The organism is Micromonospora sp. NPDC057141 (genome assembly GCF_042670805.1).
Lineage (GTDB): Bacteria > Actinomycetota > Actinomycetes > Mycobacteriales > Micromonosporaceae > Micromonospora.
Window position 1 is genome coordinate 21,366 of the sequence record NZ_JBHUVA010000055.1, and the last position, 23,581, is coordinate 44,946.

At 74.5% G+C, this 23,581-nt stretch carries 23 protein-coding genes; 5 read left to right on the forward strand and 18 right to left on the reverse strand.

The genetic code is table 11. The features are described from left to right. Positions 1-7: 7 nt before the first annotated feature. Together ACFT41_RS23170 and ACFT41_RS23175 are read right to left on the reverse strand one after the other, a co-directional pair. Positions 8-1,225: a cytochrome P450 gene (locus ACFT41_RS23170; protein ID WP_377588785.1), complete on the reverse strand. Its 1,218-nt coding sequence runs from the start codon at positions 1,223-1,225 to the stop codon at positions 8-10. 69 nt (positions 1,226-1,294) lie between these two features. Next, on the reverse strand, positions 1,295-2,566 hold the full coding sequence (locus ACFT41_RS23175; protein WP_377588796.1) for an SGNH/GDSL hydrolase family protein: 1,272 nt from the start codon (positions 2,564-2,566) through the stop codon (positions 1,295-1,297). Between the two features lie 380 nt (positions 2,567-2,946). Between ACFT41_RS23175 and ACFT41_RS23180 the strand changes: the two genes are divergently transcribed. From ACFT41_RS23180 to ACFT41_RS23195, 4 genes are all read left to right on the forward strand, one after another. Beyond that, positions 2,947-4,536 carry an AMP-binding protein gene (locus ACFT41_RS23180; protein WP_377588784.1) on the forward strand — a complete coding sequence of 530 codons (1,590 nt, stop codon included), beginning with the start codon at positions 2,947-2,949 and terminating at the stop codon, positions 4,534-4,536. Further along, on the forward strand, positions 4,533-5,816 hold the full coding sequence (locus ACFT41_RS23185) for an MFS transporter (protein ID WP_377588783.1): 1,284 nt from the start codon (positions 4,533-4,535) through the stop codon (positions 5,814-5,816). The genes ACFT41_RS23180 and ACFT41_RS23185 overlap by 4 nt, the downstream gene beginning before the upstream one ends. A gap of 227 nt (positions 5,817-6,043) precedes the next feature. After that, positions 6,044-7,027: an exo-alpha-sialidase gene (locus ACFT41_RS23190; RefSeq protein WP_377589159.1), complete on the forward strand. Its 984-nt coding sequence runs from the start codon at positions 6,044-6,046 to the stop codon at positions 7,025-7,027. A gap of 39 nt (positions 7,028-7,066) precedes the next feature. Further along, complete coding sequence (locus ACFT41_RS23195; RefSeq protein ID WP_377589160.1) at positions 7,067-7,756, forward strand: SGNH/GDSL hydrolase family protein; 690 nt, start codon at positions 7,067-7,069, stop codon at positions 7,754-7,756. Between the two features lie 45 nt (positions 7,757-7,801). On the opposite strand, the gene ACFT41_RS23200 is transcribed toward ACFT41_RS23195, so the two are convergent. From ACFT41_RS23200 to ACFT41_RS23265, 14 genes are all read right to left on the reverse strand, one after another. Continuing rightward, on the reverse strand, positions 7,802-8,638 hold the full coding sequence (locus ACFT41_RS23200; RefSeq protein ID WP_377589161.1) for a TlpA family protein disulfide reductase: 837 nt from the start codon (positions 8,636-8,638) through the stop codon (positions 7,802-7,804). An 84-nt stretch (positions 8,639-8,722) separates the two neighbouring features. Then, positions 8,723-9,316, reverse strand: a complete 594-nt coding sequence (locus ACFT41_RS23205) for a TetR/AcrR family transcriptional regulator (RefSeq protein WP_377589162.1) — start codon at positions 9,314-9,316, stop codon at positions 8,723-8,725. A gap of 115 nt (positions 9,317-9,431) precedes the next feature. Then, the gene (locus ACFT41_RS23210) at positions 9,432-10,790 is read right to left on the reverse strand and encodes a hypothetical protein (protein WP_377589163.1); all 1,359 of its coding nucleotides are present in this window, start codon (positions 10,788-10,790) and stop codon (positions 9,432-9,434) included. Further along, positions 10,790-11,761: an alpha-ketoacid dehydrogenase subunit beta gene (locus tag ACFT41_RS23215; protein WP_377589164.1), complete on the reverse strand. Its 972-nt coding sequence runs from the start codon at positions 11,759-11,761 to the stop codon at positions 10,790-10,792. The genes ACFT41_RS23210 and ACFT41_RS23215 overlap by 1 nt, the downstream gene beginning before the upstream one ends. Beyond that, positions 11,761-12,732, reverse strand: a complete 972-nt coding sequence (locus ACFT41_RS23220) for a thiamine pyrophosphate-dependent dehydrogenase E1 component subunit alpha (protein ID WP_377589165.1) — start codon at positions 12,730-12,732, stop codon at positions 11,761-11,763. The genes ACFT41_RS23215 and ACFT41_RS23220 overlap by 1 nt, the downstream gene beginning before the upstream one ends. Further along, complete coding sequence (locus ACFT41_RS23225; RefSeq protein ID WP_377589166.1) at positions 12,729-13,547, reverse strand: DUF3050 domain-containing protein; 819 nt, start codon at positions 13,545-13,547, stop codon at positions 12,729-12,731. Before ACFT41_RS23225 ends, ACFT41_RS23220 begins: the two co-directional genes overlap by 4 nt. 2 nt (positions 13,548-13,549) lie before the next feature. Further along, entirely contained in the window at positions 13,550-14,479 is a 930-nt protein-coding gene (locus ACFT41_RS23230) for a phytanoyl-CoA dioxygenase family protein (RefSeq protein ID WP_377589167.1), read from the reverse strand. Continuing rightward, positions 14,476-15,591: a 4-hydroxyphenylpyruvate dioxygenase gene (hppD, locus tag ACFT41_RS23235; RefSeq protein WP_377589175.1), complete on the reverse strand. Its 1,116-nt coding sequence runs from the start codon at positions 15,589-15,591 to the stop codon at positions 14,476-14,478. The genes ACFT41_RS23230 and hppD overlap by 4 nt, the downstream gene beginning before the upstream one ends. 78 nt (positions 15,592-15,669) lie before the next feature. Further along, a complete protein-coding gene (locus ACFT41_RS23240; protein WP_377589168.1) occupies positions 15,670-16,920 on the reverse strand; it encodes a beta-ketoacyl-[acyl-carrier-protein] synthase family protein in 1,251 nt (416 codons plus the stop codon). Next, positions 16,917-18,533, reverse strand: coding sequence for a class I adenylate-forming enzyme family protein (locus ACFT41_RS23245; RefSeq protein WP_377589169.1), 1,617 nt, complete (start codon positions 18,531-18,533; stop codon positions 16,917-16,919). The genes ACFT41_RS23240 and ACFT41_RS23245 overlap by 4 nt, the downstream gene beginning before the upstream one ends. Further along, positions 18,530-19,072 (reverse strand): beta-ketoacyl synthase chain length factor, encoded by a 543-nt coding sequence (locus ACFT41_RS23250; RefSeq protein WP_377589176.1) that lies wholly within the window; start codon positions 19,070-19,072, stop codon positions 18,530-18,532. The genes ACFT41_RS23245 and ACFT41_RS23250 overlap by 4 nt, the downstream gene beginning before the upstream one ends. 68 nt (positions 19,073-19,140) lie before the next feature. Then, entirely contained in the window at positions 19,141-20,235 is a 1,095-nt protein-coding gene (locus ACFT41_RS23255; RefSeq protein WP_377589170.1) for a beta-ketoacyl-[acyl-carrier-protein] synthase family protein, read from the reverse strand. Then, positions 20,228-20,473, reverse strand: coding sequence for an acyl carrier protein (locus tag ACFT41_RS23260; RefSeq protein WP_377589171.1), 246 nt, complete (start codon positions 20,471-20,473; stop codon positions 20,228-20,230). Before ACFT41_RS23260 ends, ACFT41_RS23255 begins: the two co-directional genes overlap by 8 nt. Further along, positions 20,473-20,739: an acyl carrier protein gene (locus ACFT41_RS23265; RefSeq protein WP_377589172.1), complete on the reverse strand. Its 267-nt coding sequence runs from the start codon at positions 20,737-20,739 to the stop codon at positions 20,473-20,475. The genes ACFT41_RS23260 and ACFT41_RS23265 overlap by 1 nt, the downstream gene beginning before the upstream one ends. A gap of 15 nt (positions 20,740-20,754) precedes the next feature. On the opposite strand from ACFT41_RS23265, the gene ACFT41_RS23270 reads away from it, so the two are divergent. After that, positions 20,755-21,363, forward strand: coding sequence for a 4'-phosphopantetheinyl transferase family protein (locus ACFT41_RS23270; RefSeq protein ID WP_377589173.1), 609 nt, complete (start codon positions 20,755-20,757; stop codon positions 21,361-21,363). A gap of 50 nt (positions 21,364-21,413) precedes the next feature. Here the strand turns inward: ACFT41_RS23270 and ACFT41_RS23275 are convergent, their stop codons facing one another. Both ACFT41_RS23275 and ACFT41_RS23280 read right to left on the reverse strand, forming a co-directional pair. Beyond that, positions 21,414-22,808 carry a class I adenylate-forming enzyme family protein gene (locus ACFT41_RS23275; RefSeq protein WP_377589174.1) on the reverse strand — a complete coding sequence of 465 codons (1,395 nt, stop codon included), beginning with the start codon at positions 22,806-22,808 and terminating at the stop codon, positions 21,414-21,416. Positions 22,809-23,189: 381 nt separating this feature from the next. Beyond that, on the reverse strand, positions 23,190-23,507 hold the full coding sequence (locus ACFT41_RS23280) for an antibiotic biosynthesis monooxygenase family protein (protein WP_377589177.1): 318 nt from the start codon (positions 23,505-23,507) through the stop codon (positions 23,190-23,192). Positions 23,508-23,581 lie beyond the last annotated feature (74 nt).

The following is a 23,581-nucleotide window of genomic DNA, read 5'->3' on the forward strand; positions in this document are numbered from 1 at the left end:
GTTCTCCTCAGGTGCCGGTGGTGACGAACAGCTTGTCGATGCCGCGCAGGAACAGGCTGCCGCTGTAGACGGGCGGCTGGGTGATCCGCAGCCCGGGGAAGCGGGCGAACAGCCGGGGCAGGGCCAGCTGGCCCTCCAGCCGGGACACCGCCGAGCCGAGGCAGAAGTGCAGGCCGACGCCGAAGGCCAGCGACGGCGGGCCGGACCGACGCGGGTCGAACCGGTCGGGGTCGGTGAAGCGGGCCGGGTCGCGGTTGGCGGCGGCGATCAACAGCATCACGTTCTCGCCCTCGGCGACCGTCACCCCGTGCAGGACGGTGTCGCGGGGCGCGGCCCGGGCCAGGAAGTGCACCGGGCTCTGCATCCGCAGCACCTCGTCGACGCAGCCCCGGGTCAGCTCGTCGTCGCCGGGCAGGGCGGCGGTCACGTCGGGGTGCTCCAGCAGCAGCGGCAGGCCGTTGCTGAACATGTAGACGGTGGTGACGAAGCTGGCGTTGAACAGGACGATCAGGTTGCTGATCAGCTCGTCCTCGGTGAGGTCCACGTCGCCGGAGTCGAGCGCCTCGACCAGGCCGCTGATCAGGTCCTCGCCGGGGGCGCGGCGGCGCTCGGCGACCAGGTCCCGGTAGTAGCCGCGCAGCTCGGCGGCGGCGGTGTCGGCCTTCGCCAGCCGCTCCGGGGTCGCCCCGGCCACGTCGAGGAAGTCGTCGATCCAGTCGACCCGCTCCCGGTACCAGGCCAGGTCGGCCTCGGGCAGGCCGATGAACTCGGCCATCACCAGCGCCGGGATCGGGTACGCGAAGTCGGCCACGAAGTCGACCTCGGCGCCACCGGCGCCCGCCTCGGCCATCCGGTCCAGCAGCGTTTCGGTGACCCGGGTGATCACCGGCTCCAGCGCGCCCAGCCGGCGCGGGGTGAACGTCTTCGCGAACACCGCCCGCATCCGGGTGTGGTCGGGCGGGTTGATGAACATCATCGACGACTCGAAGGTGCGCAGGATCTCGTGCTGCTCCCAGCCGGGCGGGGACTGCTTGAGCCACTCCGGGTCGCGCAGCACCTGGTCGACGACGTCGTACCCGCCGGCGACGGCGCTGACGGTGCTGTGCACGGGGCGGTTCGGGATCTCACGGATCGGGCCCAGCTCGTGCAGGGCGGCGTAGAAGGGGTACGGGTTCTGCCGGCCCTGATCGCTGTACAGGCCGGAGAGCAGCTCTTGGACGTCCACGGTGGCGCTTCCTCCCCAGGAAGTTGGTGACGGGGCGGCGGGAGGATCGCCCCCGCCGCCCCGCCGTTGTCACAGACCGAGCAGGCGCAGCGGCACCGCGTCGGCCATCGCCTGGTTGCCCAGGTCGTTCGGGTGGATGTGGTCACCCGTGTCGTACGCCGGCAGCAGCCGGCTCGGCTGGGCCGGATCGCGCAGCACCTTGTCGAAGTCGAGCACCCCGTCGAACTCGTGGCTGCCGCGCAGGTACGCGTTGACCGCCTGGCGGGTGGCCTCCTTCTCCGGCGTCCACACCCCCGGGTTGCCGTGCCCCTCGTACGGGGTGAGCGTGGCCACCAGGCTGGTCAGGCCCCGGGCCTTGACCTGCTGGTTGACCTGCCGCAGCGAGGCGATGATCTTCTCGGCGGAGTCGTCCGACATCCAGATGTCGTTGATGCCCAGGTGGGTCACGACGGTCCGCACGCCGGTCTGCGGGAAGACGTCCTCGTTGAGGCGGGCCAGGGCGTTGGGGCCCAGCTCGTAGTAGCCGGGGAAGCCGCCCGTGCCGGGCTCGGTGCCCTCGTGGTTGAGCCGGTTGCCGGCCAGGCTGAGGTTGAGCACGCCCGGGGTACGCACGTCGGGGCGGGCGTCGATCAGCCGGTCGGCGAGCAGGTCGGGCCAGCGCCGGTTGGTGTTGACCGTGCTGCCGTTGCCGTCGGCGATGGAGTCGCCGAGGACGACGACCGAGCCGGGGCTGAGCCTGCGCTGCACGTCCACGCCGGACAGGAACATCCAGCAGCAGTCGGGGCGGATGGTGAAGCCGGTCCCGGCGGCGGCACCGGTGAGGTCGGTGGCGCCGATGAACGTGGTCTGCCGGGACTGGCCGTGGAAGGTCACCGGCCCGGTCAGCTCGGGGAAGTACAGCGTGACGACCAGGTCCTCCTGGTCACCGACCGGGAGGTCGACCGGGTCGCTGAGCAGCTCCCCGCCCCTGTTCATGGTGACCGACGCGGAGCCGTTGAAGGTCAGCTCCCGCACCGTCGGCGCGGTCACGTCGGACAGGTCGCTCGGGGTGGACGTGTCCGGCCGGGCGATGGTGGCCCGGCCGACCTTCACGGCCTGCTCGCCGTAGAGGTTGCTCAGCCGCACGCGCAGCCGGGGACCACCCACGGTGGTGTGCACGATCATCCGGATGCTCTGGTTGTTGAGGCCGGTGTTGGTCAGCCCGACCGTGTTGCCCCGGGTCACCGCGGCGGCCCAGCTGCCTGCCCACACGGGCGCGCCGTGACGCTCCCCGGTGTCCGGGCCTGCGGTGGCCACCACGGCCGGCGCTCCCACGACCAGCGCCGTGGCCGCGGCGGCGATCACCTGCCATCTCTTCGGGGCCGTTATCAAGCGCCACTTGTTCGGAGTCGACATTGAACCTCCATGTTGGCAGCCCAGGGTCGTCCACTGACGACAGCCTCCTGGACGATGGTCCAGAAACCTAGCCGCGCCCCTGACAGGCGTCAATCAACCTGATCGACAAGATCAAATGACGTCGAGGTGCGGCCGTGCACCGATCGGACCGGTGCCCCGCGGGGCCGCGCGGCCTACGCTCGAAGCTGGCGGCGGTGCGGTCGCCGAAGCGCGCCGCCGTCGCCGCGTCCCGGCCCTGAGCTGCCGGGACGCCGCTCGCGGCTGGTCGACGCGGGCGCCCCACCGGGCCGCCGCCGACCGCCGCCGGAAGCTGATGGGGGCTGGCGATGACTGACAGGTCCGACCGACCGACCACCTACGTGCACGAGGCGCTGGAGCTGTTCGCCGGCTTCGGCGACCGGGAGGCCCTCGTGGGCGGCGGACGCCGACTGACCTACCTTGACGTCGCCGCGCAGGTGCGCGGCATGGCGGGCGCGCTGACGCGCGGCGGGGTCCGGCCGGGCGCCGCCGTCCTGGTGATGCTCGGCAACGCGGTGGAGGTGCCGCTGCTCCAGCTCGCCCTGCACCTGCTGGGCTGCCGGACGATGTGGGTCGCCCCGGTCACCTCCCGCCGCGAGGTCGACGACTTCGTCCGGCTGTCCCGCCCCGAGGCCTTCGTCTACGACGCCCGCGACGGCGACGGGCTCGGCGCACAGATCGCCGCCGGCCTTCCCGGCGTGCCGGTGTTCTGCCTCGGCCCGGGTGGCGCGGGCCCGGACCTCACCGCCGCCGCCCTCACCTCCGACGAGGGGGACGCGGCGGCCGGGCTGCCCGCCGACGCGCCGGAGCCGGAGTCGTTCCTGCAGACCAGCGGCACCACCGGCACACCGAAGCTGGTGCACCACCGGGAGAGCTTCTACCGCCAGGTCCTCGCCCTCGCCGCCGGCTTCCGCTCCGGCGGGATCCCGCTGCTGCGGCACCTGTCGCACTCGCCGATGTGGCTGGCCAGTGGGCAGATCACCACGCTGGTCAACCTGTTCAGCGGGGGCGTGCTGTTCCTGCGCGAGCGGTGGGACCCGGCGGCGTTCATCGCCACCGTCGGGCGGGAGCGGATCAACTCGACGTTCGTCACCCCGCCGATGCTCTACGAGGTGCTCGACCACGCCGACCTGCCCGGCGCGGACTTCTCCGCCATGTTCATGTTCAACGTGGGCGCCGGGCCCGCCGCACCCGCCCGGCTGCGGCAGGCGATCGCCCGCTTCGGCCCGGTCCTGCGCATCGTGTACGGGCTCAGCGAGGCCGTCGTGATCACCGCCCAGCCGGGGCTGACCGAGGACCCGGCGCACCCGCAGCGGCTGCGCTCCTGCGGCAGGCCGTACGGGGACGTGGCCGTCCAGATCCGCGACGCCGACGGGGCGGTGCTGCGGGCCGGCGTCGACGGCGAGGTGTGGGTGCGCACCAGGCTCAGCTTCGCCGGCTACCACGGCCAGCCCGAGCTGACCGCCGAGACCCTCGTCGACGGCTGGGTACGCACCCGCGACATCGGCCACCTCGACGACGACGGCTACCTGTACCTCGTCGACCGGCTCGCCGACCGGATCCTCACCCGGCAGCGGAGCTGGCCGATCTACTCCCGGCCCATCGAGGACGTGCTCGCCGGCCACCCACAGGTGCGCGCCGCCGCCGTGATCGGGGTGCCCGACGAGGTGGCCGGCGAGCTGCCGTACGCGTACGTGGTGGCGGCACCGGGTGCGACCGTGCCGGCGGCGGAGCTGATCGACCTGGTCACCGCCGAGCTGAGCGACACGTGGGCACCGGGCGCGGTGGAGTTCGTCGACGCGCTGCCGCTCAACCGGTCGGCCAAGGTCGACAAGCTGGCGTTGCGTGCCCGGTACGCCGCCGGCCGCCCCGCCGACCCGGTCGGCGGCTCCGCATGACGGCCGAGGCCGTCTCCGAGGCCGTCCCCGGGCCCGCGGTGGAGAAGGAGCGGGCCGCCGCGCGGCGGGAACTGGTCACCCTCGTCGCCGCCGACCTGATCTCCAACCTGGGCAGCCGCATCTCGGTCATCGCCATCCCGTGGCTGGTGCTGACCACCACGGGCAGCCCGGCGAAGATGGGCATCGTCGCGGCGGCGGAGTTCCTGCCGTACATGCTGTCCAGTTCCCTGGCCACGCCGTGGGCGGACCGGTTCGGGGTGCGGCGTACGTCCATCGTGGTGGACGCGGCGAGCGCGGCGGCCATGGCGGTGGTGGCGATGACCCCGTGGCTCGGCTTCGGGGCACTGGTCGCCCTCGTCGCGGTGGCCGGCGGGCTGCGCGGCATCGGCGACCGGGTCAAGCACGTCATGTTCCGGCCGGCGGCGCAGCGCGCCGGGGTGCAGCTGATCCGGCTCACCTCCGCCTACGACGGGCTGGCCCGGGGCGTCACCCTGTTCGGGGCGGTCATCGGCGGCCTGCTCATCGACTGGGTCGGGGTGACCCGGGCCATCTGGATCGACGCGGGCAGCTTCGCGCTCTGCGCGCTGCTGGTCGGGGTGCTGGTGCGCCCGCCGGCCGTCGACGCGCCGGCCGCGCCCCGGGAGAGCTACTTCCGGGCGCTACGCACCGGCTTCGCCTACCTGCGCACCGACCGGGTGTTGCTGGCCATGCTGCTGGTGGTCTCCGCGCTGAACATGATGGCTGCGGCCAACACGGCCGTGTGGATCCCCGTCTGGGTACGCGACGTGCTCGGCGACCCGGCCGGCTTCGGCCTGGTGCTGGGGGTGTTCGGCGCCGGGGCGCTGCTGGGCAACCTGGTCTTCACGATGGTCGGCCCCCGGCTGCCCCGCACGCTCGTCTTCGCCGTCGGCGCGGCGCTCAGCGGCGCACCCCGGCTGCTGACCATGGCCCTCACCGACCACCTGGCGGTGGTGCTCGCGGTGACCTTCCTGTCCGGCATCGGCATCGCCGCCGTCAACCCGCTGCTCGGGGCGACGCTCTACGAACGGGTGCCGGATGCGTTGCAGACCCGGGTGCTCGGCATCGCCGGCTCGCTGGCGTTCGTCGGCCTGCCGGTCGGCGCGCTGCTGGGCGGCTGGTCGGTCGCCGCGCTGGGCCTCAAGCCGGCGCTGCTGGTGATGGCGGTGCTGTGCGCGGTGCTGACCGTGGGGCCGCTGCTCGCCGGACCGCTGCGGGCGGGCCGTTCGCGGCCGGCCCCGCCCGCGCCGGCAGCCGGGTAGGCCGCCGCCCGGCCCCGCCCGGCCCCATCCCGTCCCGCCATGTCGGCCAGGTGGGGGTATCCCGGCGGGCGGATACCCCCACCTGGCCGACATCGCTTCCTCGCATGTTCGCCCGGCGTTCGCCGACGGGTCCGCGTCGCGTCGGGCGGTGCGCCTACCGTGGCCGGTCGGGTCGCCCCGACTGCCTCCCCGGGCGCGACCGGACCAGCGACCCGCGAGGAGACCGCATGCCGTCATCGACCGACAGCCCGGTGGCCACCGCCCGGCTCGGCACCGTGCGCCGGATCGGCGACGCCGCCGGGCACAACGCCTTCACCGACCTGGTCCGGCACAGGGGCCGGTGGCTGTGCGCGTTCCGGGAGGGCGCCGGGCATCTCTCCGACGACGGCGCGATCCGGGTGCTCGCCTCCGCCGACGGCCGGGACTGGACCCCGGTCGCCAGGCTGGAGCGGCCGGCGACCGACCTGCGCGACCCCCGGTTCGTGGCCCGGCCGGACGGCCGGCTGCAACTGCTCGCTGCCGCGGTCACCGCAACGGGCACCGGCGCGGTCACCGGGGACGAGACTGGGCGCGGGGCAGGCCCGAAGGCGTTCCGCACGCTGACCTGGCTGTCGGCCGACGGGGAGCGCTGGGGCGAGCCGACGCCGGTCGGCGAGCGCGACATCTGGGTGTGGCAGGCGGCCTGGCACGCCGGCGCGATGTACGGCATCGGCTACGCCACCCGGGAGCCCCGGTTCGTCCGGCTCTACCGCAGCGGCGACGGGCTCGACCTCCACCCGGTCGTCGACACCCTCTTCCTCGGCGGCTACCCCAACGAGTCGGGGCTGGTCTTCGGCGCCGACGGCACCGCCACCTGCCTGCTGCGCCGGGACCGGGAGACGGCCACCGCCCAGCTCGGGCGGGCCCGACCGCCGTACCGGCACTGGACGTGGACCGACCTCGGGGTGCAGGTGGGCGGGCCGGCCCTGCTCGGGCTGCCCGACGGCCGGCTGGTCGCCGGGGTACGCCTGCTCGACGGTGGCCCGCGCACGGCGGTCTGCGCCGTCGACCCGCACCGGGGCAGCCTGTCCGAGCTGGTGGCGCTGCCCTCCGGCGGCGACTGCGGCTACCCGGGGCTGGACTGGCACGACGGGGTGCTGCGGGTCAGCTACTACTCCTCACACGAGGAGCGGACCTGCGTGTACCTGGCCGAGGTGACGCTCGAACGGTAGGGGTTTCGACGCCCCGGGCGGGTCGGCTAGCGTGCCGGCATGCCGTCGAGCCTCACCGAAGCGACCGACCCGTACTGCCTGCGCGCGGGCGAGAGCGCGCGGCTGCTCGCCGGGCACCCGTGGCGGCGGTTCGTGGTGCTCGGCGACAGCGTCGCCGAGGGGCTGTGCGAGCCGGTCGCCGGGTACCCGGACGTGCAGTGGGCCGACCGGATCGCCGCCGAGCTGGCCGCGGCCCGCCCCGGGCTGGCGTACCTCAATCTGGGGCTGCGCGGGCTGCGGGCGCACGAGGTCCGCGCCGCGCAGCTGGCCCCGGCGGTGGAGTTCGGCCCGGACCTGGCGCTGGTGGTGTGCGGCGGCAACGACGCGTTCCGCCAGGCGTACGACGCCGACGCCGTCGACGCGGAGCTGGCCGCGATGGTCGCCGGCTTGCAAGAGGCGGGGGCGGACGTGGTCACGGTGGGGATGTTCGACGTGTCGCACAGCCCGGCGGTGCCGCAGCGGCTGCGGGAGAGCCTGGGCGAGCGGATGCGCCGGCTGTCGGCGCACACCCGTGAACTGGGCGAGCGGCTCGGCACCGTGCACGTGCACCTGACCGACCATCCGGCGGTGGCCGACCCGGGGCTCTACAGCGGCGACGGCCGGCACGGCAGCGCCCGCAGCGATGCCATCGCCGCCGCCGAGACGATCCGCCGCCTCGGCGCGCACCTGGCCGCGACCGGCCCGCGCTGACGCCGGACGCGGCACCGCACGCCGGACGCGGCACCGCACGCCGGGTCAGGTCAGCGCGGTCACGGCCGCCGCCAGGCCCGCCAGGAGCGCGCCGAGCAGCGCCACCGCCGCCGGGCCGCGCCGGTCGGCGGGGAGCCAGGGGAACAGCCGGGACAGGCGGCCGAGCAGGGCCAGCGGCGGCGCGGCCCGCCACACGTCGCGCTCGACCGTGCGGCCGGCGAAGGCGGTGACCCCCGGCAGGTGCCCGACGGCGCGCAGCAGCGGGCCGACCATGCGGCGGCTGTGCGGCCGGGGCGGTGTGCGGCCGGCGACGACCGCCGCGAGCGCCGCGCGCAGGTCCCGCTCGTCGTTGGCCCAGTGGGTGCGGTGGCGCACGACGCCGCCGGGGTCGATCAGGTACGCGGAATTCGGCTTCGGGCTCATCGCCCGGTGCAGCCGTCCGTCGACGGCGTCGACGGCGACCTCGAACGGCACGCCGTGCCGGTCGCGCAGTTCCTCGGCGTGCGCCCGCTTCTGCCCGGCCGTGCGCGGCTGCCCGAACACGTCGCCGGGGTGGGCCTCGCGGGTGTTGACGAGCACGAACCGGACGCGGTCGGCGTACTCGTGGTGCAGCCGGCGCAGCACCGGGCCGGCGCTCTCGGTCACCGGGCAGGTGCGGGAGCCGAAGACCAGCAGCACGGGCCGGGTGCCGAGGTCGTCGCTGCGGAACCGGCCGCCGTCCAGGGTGGGCAGGTCGAAGGCGGGCACCGGGTCCCCGCCGCCGGGTGCGTCGCGGCCGAAGGTCAGGTCGTCCACGAGAAGCCGGACGGTGAACCGGTCGAACCGGTAGGCCGTGCCGGGGTCGGGGCGGGTGGGTGTGGCGGTGCGCGGAAGGTGGCTCATGGGGGTTCCTCTCGATGGACGGATAGTTGACCGTTCGGTCAAGTGCAGGCGCGCGCGAAACCCACCGTCGCGCGGGACGGTGGGTCAGCTCGCGGGGCGCAGCAGCAGGCGCACGCCTTCGGCGGCGGTGGTGACGTGCGCCGGCTGGTCGTGCACCTTGGCCAGCAGAGCCATGCCCTGGAGATAGGCCAGCACCCGGCGCGCCGCCGCGCCCGGCTCGACGGCCCGGTCGAGCTGGCCGCGCGCCTGGGCCTCGCGGATGGCGTCGGCGAAGTAGCCGGCCCAGTCGTCGAGGATCGCCGCCGCCCGCTCGCGGCCCGGGCCGGGCTGCGCCGCCAGCTCCAGGGTCAGCCCGCCCAGCGGGCAGCCCGGGGTGACGCCCATCCGCTCGCGCGCCAGCTCCAGGTTGCGGGCGAAGCCGCGCACGAACAGGTCGATCCGCTCCAACGGCTCGACCTGCGCCTGGAACGCCTCGTCGAGCAGCGCCCGCATCAGCGCCCAGTTGGCCTCCAGCACCGCGAGGCCGAGCGCCTCCTTGGAGGGGAAGAAGTGGTAGAGGCTGCCCCGGTGCACTCCGGCGCCCGTGCAGATGTCGTCGATGCTCACCTGGGCCAGGGAGGCACCGTGCACCAGGTCGCGCGCGACCCCGACCAGCCTGTCACGCGTGTCCCGCGCCATGCCGCACCCACTTTCTTGACCGTACGGTCAACAGGCTAGCCGGCTTTTGACCGATCGGTCAAGAGTGGGCTGCGGCGCTCGGGGCGGCTGCCTTGCGACAGCCGCCCCACCGCGCTCAGTCGGTGAGCAGGATACCCGTGAGCAGGACCCCGCGCGCGAGGTTGAGCACGCTCTCGCAGCCGGGGAAGCCCACCCGGGCCAGGCCGCCCGAGCCGGTCCGGCCGAACAGGTAGGGCGCGAGGCTGTACGGGACGTCGGCGGTGACGGTCTCCCCCGTCTCCATCCGCACGAAGTCCATCGCCACCCGGTCGGCGGGCATGTACTCCTGGAGGATGTAGCCGCCCTCGTCGATGGCGGCGCGTAGCCCCTCCGCCCACTTCTGCGGGTCGGTCTCCCGACCCAGCAGCACGCCGATGCCGGCGGAGCCGTCGGCGGGCTTCGCGACCAGATCGTGCTGGTCGGCCAGCGCCCGGGGCAGCTCGGCGGCGGTGAGGGCGGTGGTGCGCGGGACGTAGCGGCGCACGAGCGCCTGGTCCGCCTCGGGCAGGGTGTCGAGGTCCTCCCACAGCCAGGCGAAGTTGATCTTGTTGCCGAGCAGCCAGGCCGCCGAGCTGACGAACATCGGCAGGGTGCCGGCCGCGAGCGCCCCGGCGACCGCGTCCAGGCCGGCGCTGGCGTGCACCCGGTTCGGCACGAAGAGCCGGAACAGCGCGTCCACCGGGGCGCCGTCGACGACGAGTCGGTTCCGCTCGTCCAGGGTCGCCAGCTTGAGCTGGGCGATCACCAGGTCGATGCCGAAGTGGCGGGCCCGGTCGGCCAGCGGGGACAGGATCTTGATGAAGTCGTCCGGCGTCTCCAGGCCCGGGTAGTCGGCGTCGAAGTCCAGCAGCAGCGCCACCCGGGCCCCGTCGGCCAGCCCCAGCTCGTCCCGGATCGCCACGAACCGCTGGTCCAGCAGGGACGGGGCGGGCCGCACCGGCAGGCCATCGAGGATGCCCCGCTCGGCGTAGAGCTTCGCGTACCGGTAGACGACCGTGTCCGCGTCGAAGCCGCCGCCGAGGCTGCTGTCGATGTTGTACTCGACGAACTTCGGCACCCCGCCGGAGATCAGCACGTCCGGCCGGTACGCGGCCAGCAGCGCCTCGGACAGCACCTCGTCGGTGTCGAGCAGCCTCGTCTCCTGCGCCGGCACCCCGAGCAGCCGGGTCAACTCCCCGGCGGTGCGGGCACGCCGCTGGCACGCCTCCAGGATGAGCTGGGCGAGCCGGTCGCAGACCTCGTTCAGCTCGCGGAACGCGTCCGCCGGCATCACCGGGGGCCGGGCCAGCCGCCACGTCTGGTTGTAGGTCGCGCAGCCGTAGAAGACCTCCTTCCAGGCGCCGGCCCCGGCGGCCACCATCGCCGCCCGGGTCGACTCCGGCAGGTCGTTCCACGCCTGGTCCAGCGGCGGCCAGGGGTAGTTCGGGTCGATCATCACTCGTCCTTCATGGTGAGTTGGATGGCGGCGGTGAGCTGCTCGCGGCCGGGCTGCACGGCCCGGTCCAGCGCCGGGGCGAAGGGCAGCACCGCGCCGTCGGGGCGGGTGACCCGCCGGGGCGGCGCGAGCAGCCGCACCCGTTCCACCACGGTCGCGATGATCTCCCCGGCGATCCCGCAGGACCGGTTGGAGTCGTCGACCACGACCAGCCGGCCGGTGCGGGCCACGGACGCGGTCAGCCCGTCCCAGTCGAACGGGTAGAGCGTGCGGGGGTCGAAGACCTCCACCGACACCTGGCCGGCCAGCTCCTGCGCGACGGCGAGGGCGTCGTGCACCAGGTGCCCGACGGCGACCACCGTCACGTCGTCGCCGGCCCGGTGCACCCGGCCCCGGCCGATCGGCACCGGGGCCAGGGCGGCGAAGTCCACGTCGGCGCGCACGTCCATCGCCCCGGCCGGCGCGAACACCACCACCGGGTCGACGTGCCGGATCGCCGAGACCAGCAGCCCGTACGCGTCGGCCGGGGTGGCCGGGACGACGGTGGTCACCCCGACGTGGGCGAAGAGGCTGTACGGGTGGTCGGAGTGCTGCCCCGCCCACCCCGTGCGCGAGCCGGAGCCCGGCACGAGGTAGGTGACCGGCACCGCGCACTGCCCGCCGGTCATCAGCGGGAACTTGTGCGCGTGGTTGACGATCTGCTCGAAGACCAGGAACAGCAGCGACGGGATCTGGAACTCCACCACCGGGCGCAGCCCGGCCAGCGCCGCGCCGGTGGCGAAGCTGGTGAACGCCTGCTCCGACAGCGGGGTGTCCACCACCCGGTCAGGCCCGAACCGCTTCAGCAGCCCGGCGGTGACGGTGGAGGCGGCCACCCGGATGTCCTCGCCGAGCAGGAACACCGACTCGTCGCGGCTCATCTCGTCGGCCAGCGCCCGGGTGAGGGCCTTGCGGTACGACAGCCGTGGCATCAGCCACCTCCCGTCCGGGCGACGAGCCCGCTGGCGTACAGGTGCTCCAGCGCGCCGGCCGGGTCGGGCTCGGGGCTGGCCAGGGCGAACTCCAGGGCCGCGTCGAGGGTGGCCTCGACCTCGGCGTCGACGGCGGCCCGGTCCGCCTCGGGCAGCCGGGCGCCCTGGATGTCGACCGGGTCGCGGGACCGGCCGGCGGCCACCTCCTCGGGCGCGCGGTAGTCGAGGCGTACCGCGTGTTCGAAGGTGTGGTGGGCGTCGAACCGGTAGGTGCGGGCCTCGATCAGCTCCGGCCCGCCCCCGGCGCGCATCCGGGCGACGGCGGCGGCCGTGGCGTCGCGTACCGCCTCGGGGTCCTGGCCGTCGACGACGGCCGCCGGCATGCCGAACGCCTCGGCGCGGCCGGGGATCGTGCCGGCCACCGCGCCCTCGACGGGCATGGTGGTGGCGTAGCCGTTGTTCTCGCAGACGAACAGCACCGGCACCCGCCACAGCGCGGCCAGGTTGAACGCCTCCAGCAGCATGCCCTCGTTGACCGCGCCGTCGCCGAAGAAGGTGGCCCCGACGAGGTCGTCGCCGCGCCGCCGACGCGCCCACACCGCCCCGGTGAGGATCGCGCCGGCGGCCCCGACGATGGCGTTCGCGCCGAGCACCCCGACGCCGAGGTCGGCGGCGTGCATGGAACCGCCCCGGCCCCGGTTGAGCCCGGTCTCCCGGCCCAGCAGCTCGGCGAGCATGCGGGCCGGGTCTGCGCCCTTGGCGAGCACGTGGCCGTGCCCGCGATGGGTGCCGGTGACCAGGTCGTCGTCGCGCAGCGCCGCGCAGACCCCGGCGGCGATCCCCTCCTGACCGAGGTACGGGTGGATGCCGCCGACGATCGCCCCGGCGCGGACCAGCTCGACGGCCCGCTCCTCGAACCGGCGGATCAGCCGCACCGTGCGGTACAGCCGGACGGGATCGTCGCGGGTCACGCCGGGAGACCCTCCCTGATCACCGGGCGACCCTCCTTGATCGCGGCGAGGATGTCGTCCCAGAGCTGCGCGCGGGCGGCGAGCGCCAGGTTGACCGTGTCGGCGCACTCCTGCCACTTGGTGTCGTCGTCGCCGCACAGGTCGGCGAGCATCTGCATCGCCATCGGGGTGTGCTGCTCCCCGTCGACCTCGATGTGCCGCTCCAGGTAGTCGACGAACGTGTGCAGCTTCTGGCTGCGCTCGTTGACGGCGACGACCTGGGTGAACATGTCGGGGATCAGGTCCTCGCGGCCGAACGCGAACGCCGCCGCCTGGCAGTGCACCGGCGTCGACTCGATGATCTTCCAGGTGGTGGCGGCGAACGCCGCCGACGGGCCGGGCACCCCGGCCTTCACCAGCGCCTCGGTCACCGGCGTGCGGGCCCGCAGCAGGTCGACCAGCGCGTCCACGGCGGTGGTGTCGGCCCCTGCCTCGGCCATGCCCCGCACGTACAGCTCGAAGTGGCTGATGTAGCCCTCGCCGAGCTCGTCGCTCTCCTCGACCATCACGATGTCGTTGATCAGCCGGCGGCTGCCGGTGGGGCCGGTGGGGATCCACGGCACGTCCACGCAGGTGAGCTGCCGCTGCAACGACTTCAGCAGGGACATGAAGTCCCAGACGGCGAAGACGTGGTGCTCCATGAAGGTGACCAGCGCCTCGTGGGTGTCCAGGTTGGCGTAGAGGGGGTGCTTGACCACCACGTCGCGGCGGTCGGTCACCGCCTGCTCCAACCGCTCGATGCCCGGGTGCGTCTTACCCCAGTCGTACCGTGACATTGTCAGCCTCCCTGCTGGGCGCGGTCGCGCCAGATGACCGGGCAGAAGTCGGGGTCCGCGTAGTCCGGCCGCCCGTCGTGGGTGCGGCAGACCAGCACGTCGTGGTTGTACGCGGCGAGGGTGCCGTCGGAGAGCGGAAACTCCCGGTAGGCGTTCGCGCCGTCCTGCAGGTGCAGCGAGATCGCCCGGCGTGGGCGACCGCTGACGTTCGCGCCGCTGCCGTGGTAGGTGCGGCAGTGGTGGAAGCTCACATGTCCCTTGGGGATCGCCATGGGGATCTTGCGGATCTCCATGTTGTTGTGCGCGGCGTTGCGGGCCAGCATTTCCTCGAGCTGGCCGCGGTCGCGCTCGGCGAAGTGCCGCACGACGGTGTCGTCGGCACCGATCTCCTTCCAGCGGTGCGACCCGTCGACCATGGTGATGGTGCCCATCTCCTCGCCGCAGTCGTGGAACGGGATGAACGCGGTGAGCATGTCCTCCGACGTCGACGACGACCAGTAGTGCTTGTCGAAGTGCCAGGGCACGATGTTCGACGGCTCGCCCTCGATCGGCGGCTTGTAGATCAGCGTGGACTGGAACACCCGGATCTCCGCGGCCCGCGCGAGCCGGGCGGCGACGGCCCCGAGCAGCGGCTTGCGCAGGATCGCGGCGATGGCGTCGTGCTCGTAGTGGACGTAGTCGTTGTGCCGCTGCACCGGCCCCTTCGACGGGTCCCAGTAGGCGAGCTTCGGCGGGCGCACCGGCAGGGTGCGGTCGCGCTCGCCGTCGTAGTAGCGGTCGGCGGCCGCCACGAGGGCGTCCACCTCGTCGTCGGTGAACAGCTTCTTCGACAGGTACCAGCCGTGCTCGGCGTAGTGCCGCACGTCCTGTTCGGACGGCAGCAACGCCTCCTCCTGCGCGGTCAGCGCCGGATGGAACTGTGTGGTGGTCATGCCCCAACCCCTTGTGCCGTGCCGGCCGCGACGGCGGGGGTCGCCCCCGCCACGGCCAGCTCCCGTTCCTTGGCCTCGTAGAGGGCCTTGATGTTGCCGCTGCCGAAGGTCAGCGCCCCGCGTCGCTCGATGAGTTCGAGGAAGAGGGTGCGTCGCACGTGCATCGACTCGGTGAAGATCTGCAACAGCTGGCCGCCGTGGTCGCGGTCGACCAGGATGCTCAGCTCGCGCAGCCGGTCCAGCGACGCGTCGACCGGGCCGACCCGCCGCTCCAGGTCGTCGTAGTAGGCCCCCGGCGTGCCGGCGAACCGGACGCCCCGGGAGCGCAGCGCCCCGACGGCGGTGACGATGTCGTCGGTGCGCAGCCCCAGGTGCTGCACGCCGGCACCGGCGTGTTCGGTGAGGAACGCGTCGATCTGCCCCGGCCGGTGGCCGCGGTCGGGCTCCAGCAGCACCAGGGTGACCCGCCCGGACGGGCTCTGCACCACGGTGGAGTTCATCGCCTGCCCGGCGACCTCGACGTGCTCGGTGAAGATCTGCGCGAAGCCGAAGACCCGCTCGTAGTGGGCGACGGTCGCGTCGAGCTGCCCCGGCGGCACGCAGATCGCCAGGTGGTCGATCTCGGCGAGCAGGCCGTCGTCGCCGGCCGGCTCGGTGGGCTCGGTGGACTCGAACGCGCCGGGCAGGAACTCGCGCCGGTCGCCCCGGCGCTGCACCAGCCGGTGCAGCACGTCGCCGAAACCGGCCACCTCGGCGGTGACGACCTCGGCGTCCGCGCCGGTGCAGGTGGTCGGCGGCGTCACCGGCGTGGCCCCCCGGCCCACCAGCTCCGCGTACGCCCCGGCGGCGTCGTCGACCTCCAGCGCCACCACGGCGATGCCGTCGCCGTGCCGCTGCACGTACGCCGACGCCCGGTGCCCGGCGGTCAGCCCGGAGGTGAGCACCATCGAGATGTCGCCCTGGCGCAGCAGCAGCGACCGCTGCCCGGGCAGCCCGGTCTCGGGGCCGCCCTGCCCGGCGAGGCGGAACCCGACGGCGGTACCGAAGTAGAAGGCGGCCTGCCGGGCGTCCCCCACGAAGAGTTCGATGTGATCTATAGAACGGATGTCCATGTACCAGCCCTTCCCCATGTCCCCCCGTGACTGCCGCCCGGGCGCGCCCCGCCCGGGGTGTTACGCGAGATCACCTCCTCAGTCGGCGGCGCGCGCACCCGCACCGGCGGTGCGCCGCAGCAGCAGGCTCACGTTCTGCCCCCCGAAGCCGAACGAGTTGGTCAGCGCGTGTTCCACGTCGGCCCGCCGGGCCTCCTTGCGGATGTGGTCCGCCGGGCACGCCGGGTCCGGGTCGTCGAGGTTCCAGGTCGGCGGCAGCAGCCCCCGGCCCAGCGCCAGCGCGGTGGCGGCGGCCTCCAGCGCCCCGGACGCGCCGAGCAGGTGCCCGGTGAGCGCCTTGGTGGAGCTGACCGGCACCCCGCCGTCGCCGAACACGTCGGTCAGCGCGGTGATCTCGGCGATGTCGCCGAGCTTGGTGCCGGTGCCGTGGGCGTTGACGTAGCCGACGTCCCCGGCCGTCACGCCGCCGCCGGCCAGGGCCCGGCGCATGCACTCGGCCGCCCCCGCCCCGTCCGGCCGGGGCGCGGTCGGGTGGTGGGCATCGGTGTTCGCCCCGTACCCGGCGACCTCGGCGTAGCCGGCCACGCCCCGGGCGGCGGCGTGCTCGGCGCGTTCCAGCACCAGCAGCGCCGCGCCCTCGGCGAGGACGAAACCGTTGCGCCGGGCGTCGAACGGCCGGCTCGCCTCGGCCGGGTCGGCCCAGCCCCGGGCGAGGGCCCGGGCGTTGCCGAAGGTGTCGGCGAAGGTGGGGAACAGCGGGGCCTCGCTGGCCCCGCAGACCACCACGTCGGCCTCCCCGGCCCGGATCAGCCGGACCGCGTCGGCGACGGCCTGCGCGCCGGAGGCGCACGCCGTGCCGACCGACGAGCTGTAGCCGCGGATGCCGTGCGCGATGGCGATCCGCGCCGCCGGCATGTTCGGCAGGATCCCGGTGAGCAGGTACGGGCTGACCGCCGCCCGGCCCCGCTCGGCCCGCGCCAGCACCTGCCGCTCCAGGGTGGCCATCCCGCCGACGCCGCCGACGATCACTCCGATCCGGCCCGGGTCGACGTCGCGGCCGACCTCGATGCCGGCGTCGGCGAGCGCGTCGGCGGCGGCGAGCAGGGCGAGCACGACGATCCGGTCCAGCACCCGGGTCTCCGGGCCGGACGCGACCGTACGCGGGTCGATCTCCGGCAGCAGCCCGGCGGCCTCCAGCGACTCGCGGGCGGGGTGGTCCTGCGGCGGGCGGGTCAGCCCTGACCGGCCGGCGAGCAGGGCGTCGAGGGTCTCCCCCGCGCCCCGCCCGACCGGGGTGAGCAGGCCCATCCCGGTGATGAGAGCCGTCACGACGGCGACTCGGTCAGGTAGCGCTCGCGCAGCGCCACCTTGCGGACCTTGCCGGTGACGGTGACCGGGATGTCCTCGGAGCGCACCGGCACCACCCGGCGCAGGGTCGCCCCGACGTCCACGCCGAGCGCGGCGCGCACCGCCTCGGTGCGGTCGACGCCCGGGTCGGCCCCGGCGGCCAGTTCCAGCAGCACGTCGGTGACGACGCGGTCGTCCTCCTTGACGATCACCACCGTGCAGTCGGTGACGTCGGGGCAGGCGGCGAGGACCCGCTCCTCGGACAGGGCGGTGAAGAACCGCCGGCCGTCGCCGAGCTCGACCGAGTCGACGGCCCGGTCCAGGTGGTAGTAGCGCCCGTCGGCGTCGGCGTAGACCAGGTCGCCGGTGAGGTACCAGCCGCGCAGCCGGAACCGGTAGGTGGTGACCGAGTCGTTCCAGTAGCCCCGGAACAGCGACGGCGAGTCGATGCCGAGGAAGCCGACCTGCCCCGGGGGCAGCTCGTTGCCGTCGGCGTCGAGCACCGCGACCTTCGTGAACCGGTACGGGCGGCCCACGCAGCGGCCGTACCGGTCGGTGTCGGCGGTGTGGGTGATGTGGAACATCGAGTGGCCCATCTCGCTGGAGCCCAGCCCGTCGATGAACACGGAGCCGGGCACCCGCACCACGCCCTGGCGGGTGACGGTGTCCCGGGAGCCGACCGCGACGAGCCGGCGCACGTGCGGCTCGTGCGAGCAGTCGCCGGTGTTGAACCACAGCCGCACCGAGTCCAGGTCGTACGCGGACAGGTCGAACCGGGCCAGCTCCGCCCAGGTGACGGAGAACCCGAACACGCCGTCGGGCCGCCACCGCTGGATCGCGTCGAGGACCCGCTCGCCGCCCTGGTCGGACAGCAGGAACATCTCCGCCTGGTTGCCCAGCGCCTGGTTGACCATGAGCACGGTCGCGGTGTGCGGGGCGGGCAACGCGTTGAGGATGCGGCGGGTGCCCTGCGCCTGCGGCATGGACAGCAGGTGCCGGGTGGCGGCGAACAGGCTCGCGTGCGAGTGCAGCACCGCCTTGGGCACGCCGGTGGTGCCGGAGGTGTGGGTGATGACGATCGGGTCGTCGGGGTGGTGGCGGTAGTTCGCCCCGGCGGCGGCCGGGTCGCCCGTGCCGGCGTCGGCGGGCGTGCCGAGCAGCGGCGCGCCGAGGTCGTGCCCGGCGAGCAGCTCGGTGTGCGCGGCGTCGGCGAGGACGCCCGCGCCGCGCAGCCGGCGGATGTACTCGGCGGCGATCTCCGGGCGCAGCTTGCCGTTCATCAGCGCGGGGATCGCGCCGATGCGGGTCAGCGCCAGGAAGCTGAGCACCATGTCGGCGGCGGCGGTGGCCCAGACGGCGACGGGGTCGCGGGGCTTGACGCCCCGGGCGCGCAGCCAGGCGGCGCGGGCGGCGACCCGCTCGTCGAGCTGACCGAGCGTCAGTGGGCGCTCGGCGGGGTGCCCGTCCACGTCCGTGTCGAAGGTCAGGCCGGGGCCGTCCGGGTCGGCGCCGTGCGCCAGCACCCGGGCCAGCACGTTGCCGGCGCCCAGCTCGGTGTCGGCGGCCAGCACGCCGCGCAGTCCCTTGGTCTTCATCGTGCGTCTCCTCCCCCCAGCAGCACCGCGACGGCGGCGGTCCCGGGCAGCTCGCCCGGTGACCCGGCCTCGACGCCCACACCGGCGTCGTCGGGTGCCTGTTCGATCACAATGAGTAGTGCCTCGTCGGCGTCGCCGTCGGACAGCAGCAGTTCCGCCTCGGCCGTCCCCTCGGCCACCGGGTCCCCGGTCGGCGCGAGGCAGACCACCGGCCCGCCCAGCCCCCAGCGCGCGGCGACGTGCCCGGCCACGCTGTTGGGCACCGACTGGAAGAAGAACAGCGGCCCGGGTCGCCCACCGGCGGCGACCGTGGCGTGCACATGGTCGGCGCTGGCCCGGTCCCCGGCGGCGCTGACCAGCACCACCGCCGTGCGCCCGCCGGCCGGCTCCGGGGCCGGCCGGTCGCCGTGCCGGCGGGTGAGGCACCGGTCGGCGACGGCCGCGACGACCGGGCTGAACTGCGAGTGCACGAACCCGGGCAGGGTCGGCGGGGCGGCGTCGCCCGGCTCGGGCCAGCGCGCCCGCGCGAGTACCCGCAGCCGGCCGTCCGCCACGGTCCCGGCGGCTGCCGGCGTCGCCGTGGTGCCGGACACGCCGGCTTCCCCGGTCACGCCGCACCCACCAGCAGGGCGGTGTTGGCGCCCCCGAACGCGGCGTTGAGGCTCACCGCGTACCCGGTGGCCGCCGGGCGGGGCGCGTCGCGGATGACGTCGAGCGGGCACGCCTCGTCCGGGCCGAGCCAGCCGGCGTTGACCGGCAGCTTCCCGTGTCGTACGGCCAGCACGGTCACCACCAGCTCCAGCAGCCCGGACGCCTCCAGCGCGTGCCCGTGCAGCGCCTTGGTGGAGCTGACCGGTACCCGCTGCGCGTGCTCGCCCCAGGCCAGCCGCAGCGCCGCCGCCTCGGCCGCGTCGCTGTAGCCGGTGCCGGTGGCGTTGGCGTTGACGTACCCGATCTGCTCGGGGTGCAGGCCGGCGCGGCGCAGCGCAGCGCCGAGGGCGCGGGCCAGGCCGCGCCCCTGCGGGTCGGGCTGGCAGGGGTGGTGGGCGTCGCCGGCCCGGCCCCAGCCGAGCACCGAGGCCAACGCCGGGGCGCCCCGCCGGGAGGCCACGTCGGCGGACTCCAGCACCACGGCGGCCACGCCGTCGCCGAGCAGCAGCCCGCGCCGCCCGGCGCTGAACGGGCGGACCGCGCCGTCGGTGGCGAGGGCCCGGCCGGCGTCGAAGAGCGCGTACTGGTCGGGTTCGACCAGGTACCCGGCGGCGACGACGACCCGTTCGACGTCGCCGCGGCCGATCAGCGCGGCGGCGTCGGCGACCGCCGTGGACGCCGACACGCAGGCGCTGGTGTAGACGCGGGGCGCCCCGGCCAGCCCGCACCGGCGGGCCAACTCCCCGGCCAGCGCCGGCACGCCCGCCCCGCCGTGGGCGGCGAGCAGCAGCGGCGCGGCGGCCCGGCCGGCGGTGTCGAGCCGGGCGGCGGCGCACGCGGCGTGCACCGCCTCGGTCAGTTCGTCGGCCAGCGGCCCGGCGTCCGGCAGCGTGGCCGCCACGCCGACCCGGCGGGCGGTGGTGTCGAAGCGGCCGACGGGCCGGAACGCGGGGGCACCGGCGAGCACCCCGGCGAGCTGGGCGTCGGCGCCCCTGCCGAGGGCGCTGAGCGCGTGGACCCCGGTGATCCGTACCTCGGCCCGCTCAGCCATCTGCGGGGGCGGTCAGGCAGGTGTGGAACACCGCCAGGGCGTCGTCGACCGTACGGATGCCGGCGAGCTGGTCGTCGGTGAGGTCGAGCCGGCGCTCGTAGCGCTGTTCGACGAGGTGCACCAGCCAGGCGAGCTCCATCGAGCCCACCCGGTCGGACATCTGGTCGACCGGCTTCGCGGTCATCTCGGCGAGCATCGTCAGCAGGTCAGCTCGCCCCAGGTCGGGCTGACCGGCCATCAGGAGTTGCCGTCGGCCGTCGCGGCGACCCGGTCGGCGACCATCGTGGTGAACTCGCCGACCGTCATCAGCGCCAGCTTCTCGGACTCGTCGTCGGCGAACTTCAGACCGTAGCGGTCCTCGACCCGGACGGCCAGGTCCGCCAGGGCCAGCGACTCCAGGTCGACGCCGGCCGGGCCGAGGGTGGTGTCGTCGGCGATGTCGTCGACGTCGTAGTTCATGTCGTCGAGCTGGGAGATGACGAAGGCACGGACCTCGTCGCGCATGGTTAACCTCTTTCCGTGAGCCAGTCAGCGGTGCCCGGTCGGGACACCGTGTACGTGTTCCTCGGCCGTACCGACGGCGATCGGCCGGCGGCGGCCCGGCGGCTGCTGCGGCGCGCGGGTGGCGCGCTGCTCGGCCGGGCGGAGGCGGAGATCCGGCTGGGACGCGATGCGGCCGGGCGGCCGCTCGTCGGCACCGGTGACGCGGTGGAGCTGCCGGTGAGCGTCAGTCACACCGGCGGGGTCGTGGTGGTGGCGGCCCGTCGCGCCGGCGTGGTCGGCGTCGACGTCGAGTGCCGCCGGGAGCTGCCCGCGCTGGCGTTGGCCCGCCGCTGGTACGCCCCGGGGGAGGCCGCCTGGCTGGGCGGGCGCCCCGCCGAGCGGCGGGCCGAGGCGTTCCTGCTGCTGTGGACGGCGAAGGAGGCGGTGGGCAAGGCGCTCGGGCGCGGGTTGCGCGACGGCGGCCTGCGCCGTCGGATGCCGGTGCCCGGCGGGCCGGGTGAGCTGCTGCGCCCCGTCCCGGGGGCGGGTGGGCTGTGGGTCGGTCATCCCCCGTTGTCCGGTGACCTGGTGCTGGCCGTGGCGGTGGACGGGCCGGTGGACTGCGTCGAGCTGGTGGTCGACTGATCGATCAGTCAGGGCGGCGGGCACGACGACGGGCCGCCGGAGCGGGCCGGTCACGGCGTGGCCGCCCGCAGCGCCTCGGTCGAGCGGACCAGCTTGCCGGTGGTGGTGCGGGGCAGCCGGTCGAGCAGGTGCAGGACGCGCGGCCGCTTGTAGGGGGCGAGCCGCTCGGCGAGCAACTTCTCCAGCACCTCCTCCGACAGGGGCCCGTCCGGCTGCACGTACGCGGTGATGTCGCCGTCGTGCACGACCACGGCGGCGGCGACGCCGGGCAGCCCGGCGAGGGTGGCCTCGACCTCGGTGAGGTCGACCTTCATCCCGCCGACGGAGACCTGGGAGTCGAGCCGGCCGCGCACGGTGACCAGGCCGGTGTCGGGGTCGACGGTGCCGGCGTCACGGGTGTGCAGCCAGCCGTCGGCCCAGCGGTCCGGGTCGGACAGCCCGACGTACGGCGAGTCCGGGCAGCTCACCCACAGTTCGCCGGTGGCCGATTCGCGGACGGTGAGGCCCGGAGCGGGGGCGATCGAGGGCCGGTGCCAGCCGTGCAGGTCGGTGCCGATGACGCCGACCTCGGTCATCCCGTACATGTTGCCCAGCGGCACCCCGAAGCGGTCGGCGAACGCGGTGACGACGGCCGGCGGGACCAGCTCACCGCCGGTGGTCATCCGCTTGAACTGCGGCAGCGGGCCGGTCGGGCGGGTGGAGGCGAGCAGGCCGATGTGGAACGGCACGCCGAGCACGGTGGCGGGGGTGTCGTCGGCGGCGATGGCGGCCAGCACGGCGTCGCCGCTGAGCCGCGCCGGCGGCACCAGCGTCACGTGGGCGTGCAGGCCGTAGAGCAGCCCGCCGACGAGGCCGAGCACGTGCACCATGGACGGCAGCAGGATGATCCGCTCGCCGGGCAGGGCCACGCCGTCGATGCGCGTGTAGCGGCGCACCTCGGCGACGAGGGACGCCGCGCTGCGACCGATCACCTTGGACGGCCCGGTGGAGCCGGAGCTGAGCTGGATCACCGCGTGCGGGCTGCCGGCCGGGCGGTCCGAGTAGGCGGTGACGCCCTCGGTGACGTCGACGAAGATCTTCAGCGCGGCACCGCCGCTGCGCACCGGGGCGACGACGACCTGCGGGGTGAGCCGCGCGAGGGCGCGCTCCACCTCGTGGTCGGTGAGCCGGTGGTCGAGCAGGATCGCCTGGGCCCCGCTGCGCCAGGTGGCGAGGAGGTTCACCACGTACGACAGCGACGGCGGCAGACGCAGTGCGGCGGCGCCGCCGGGACGCAGCCCGGCACCGGCCAGCCGGGCCTGGGCCTCGTCGACGAGCCGACGCAGGGTGCCCCGGTCCACCGGCTCGGGCAGCCGCAGACATACTTCGGCCGCCGAACCGGCCAACAAAAGGTCGTCAACCCAGCCAGGGTGGTCTACTGTAGATTCTGCTGCCGAACGATCCATGGTCACTGTGCTCTACCGCCCAGCATCGAATAGGGCATAACCGCCCAATGTGGTGCGTCTTCCGGGGTGCTGACGGAACACTACGACAGCCGCCGAGACCATTACTAGATGCAAATGGCTAGATCAAAAAGGTCGTGCGGCCCGATTGCCGGTCAGCCGGTTCGCCGGGCAGGATCGGGGGCCGCGAGGCCGTCGGCGACGCCGCCGCCGCGGGGCGTGAGCCTGCCCACCGTGGAGCCCGCACACCAGGGCGGCAGCCTGCCCTGATTCGGCCCGGCGGCCCACCCGCACTCGGCCTGACGGCCGATGGGTGGCTGCCCGCCGGCAACCACCCATCGAAGATACACGATTTTTAGCGGGCGGGGCGACCCGTCCGCCAAGTCAGGCCAGGGCCGGCGTCTGCGCGTAGACGAGGAACCGCAGCGATCGGGCGTCGGTGAAGCACTCCCGCATCGGCTTGACCAGGTCCCGGTGCTCCGGGGTGCGCTCCCACGCCTCGAACGCGGCCAGGTTCACCCACTCGCTGGTGATCAGCCACTGCTCCGGGTCGGCCGACGAGCGGCACACCTGGTCCACCAGGTGCCCCGGCACCCCCTCGGCGACCAGGTGCCGGATCCCCTGGTACGCCCGCAGGAAGTCCCCGGTGCGCTGCTCGGGCACCCGGACCAGGAAGACCACCCGCGCCCGCTGTTCGATCATCGTGCCGCTGCTCTCGTCGCCCGTTGCTCGATCATCGTGCCGCTCCTCTCGTCGCGCCGGGCGCGGCCGCCCGG

Coding starts and splice junctions, on each gene's coding strand:
- ACFT41_RS23180 (WP_377588784.1), top strand. CDS start 2,947: ATGACTGACAGGTCCGACCGACCGACCACCTACGTGCACGAGGCGCTG.
- ACFT41_RS23185 (WP_377588783.1), top strand. CDS start 4,533: ATGACGGCCGAGGCCGTCTCCGAGGCCGTCCCCGGGCCCGCGGTGGAG.
- ACFT41_RS23190 (WP_377589159.1), top strand. CDS start 6,044: ATGCCGTCATCGACCGACAGCCCGGTGGCCACCGCCCGGCTCGGCACC.
- ACFT41_RS23195 (WP_377589160.1), top strand. CDS start 7,067: ATGCCGTCGAGCCTCACCGAAGCGACCGACCCGTACTGCCTGCGCGCG.
- ACFT41_RS23200 (WP_377589161.1), bottom strand. CDS start 8,638: ATGAGCCACCTTCCGCGCACCGCCACACCCACCCGCCCCGACCCCGGC.
- ACFT41_RS23205 (WP_377589162.1), bottom strand. CDS start 9,316: ATGGCGCGGGACACGCGTGACAGGCTGGTCGGGGTCGCGCGCGACCTG.
- ACFT41_RS23210 (WP_377589163.1), bottom strand. CDS start 10,790: ATGATCGACCCGAACTACCCCTGGCCGCCGCTGGACCAGGCGTGGAAC.
- ACFT41_RS23215 (WP_377589164.1), bottom strand. CDS start 11,761: ATGCCACGGCTGTCGTACCGCAAGGCCCTCACCCGGGCGCTGGCCGAC.
- ACFT41_RS23225 (WP_377589166.1), bottom strand. CDS start 13,547: ATGTCACGGTACGACTGGGGTAAGACGCACCCGGGCATCGAGCGGTTG.
- ACFT41_RS23230 (WP_377589167.1), bottom strand. CDS start 14,479: ATGACCACCACACAGTTCCATCCGGCGCTGACCGCGCAGGAGGAGGCG.
- hppD (WP_377589175.1), bottom strand. CDS start 15,591: ATGGACATCCGTTCTATAGATCACATCGAACTCTTCGTGGGGGACGCC.
- ACFT41_RS23245 (WP_377589169.1), bottom strand. CDS start 18,533: ATGAAGACCAAGGGACTGCGCGGCGTGCTGGCCGCCGACACCGAGCTG.
- ACFT41_RS23255 (WP_377589170.1), bottom strand. CDS start 20,235: ATGGCTGAGCGGGCCGAGGTACGGATCACCGGGGTCCACGCGCTCAGC.
- ACFT41_RS23260 (WP_377589171.1), bottom strand. CDS start 20,473: ATGGCCGGTCAGCCCGACCTGGGGCGAGCTGACCTGCTGACGATGCTC.
- ACFT41_RS23265 (WP_377589172.1), bottom strand. CDS start 20,739: ATGCGCGACGAGGTCCGTGCCTTCGTCATCTCCCAGCTCGACGACATG.
- ACFT41_RS23275 (WP_377589174.1), bottom strand. CDS start 22,808: ATGGATCGTTCGGCAGCAGAATCTACAGTAGACCACCCTGGCTGGGTT.
- ACFT41_RS23280 (WP_377589177.1), bottom strand. CDS start 23,507: ATGATCGAACAGCGGGCGCGGGTGGTCTTCCTGGTCCGGGTGCCCGAG.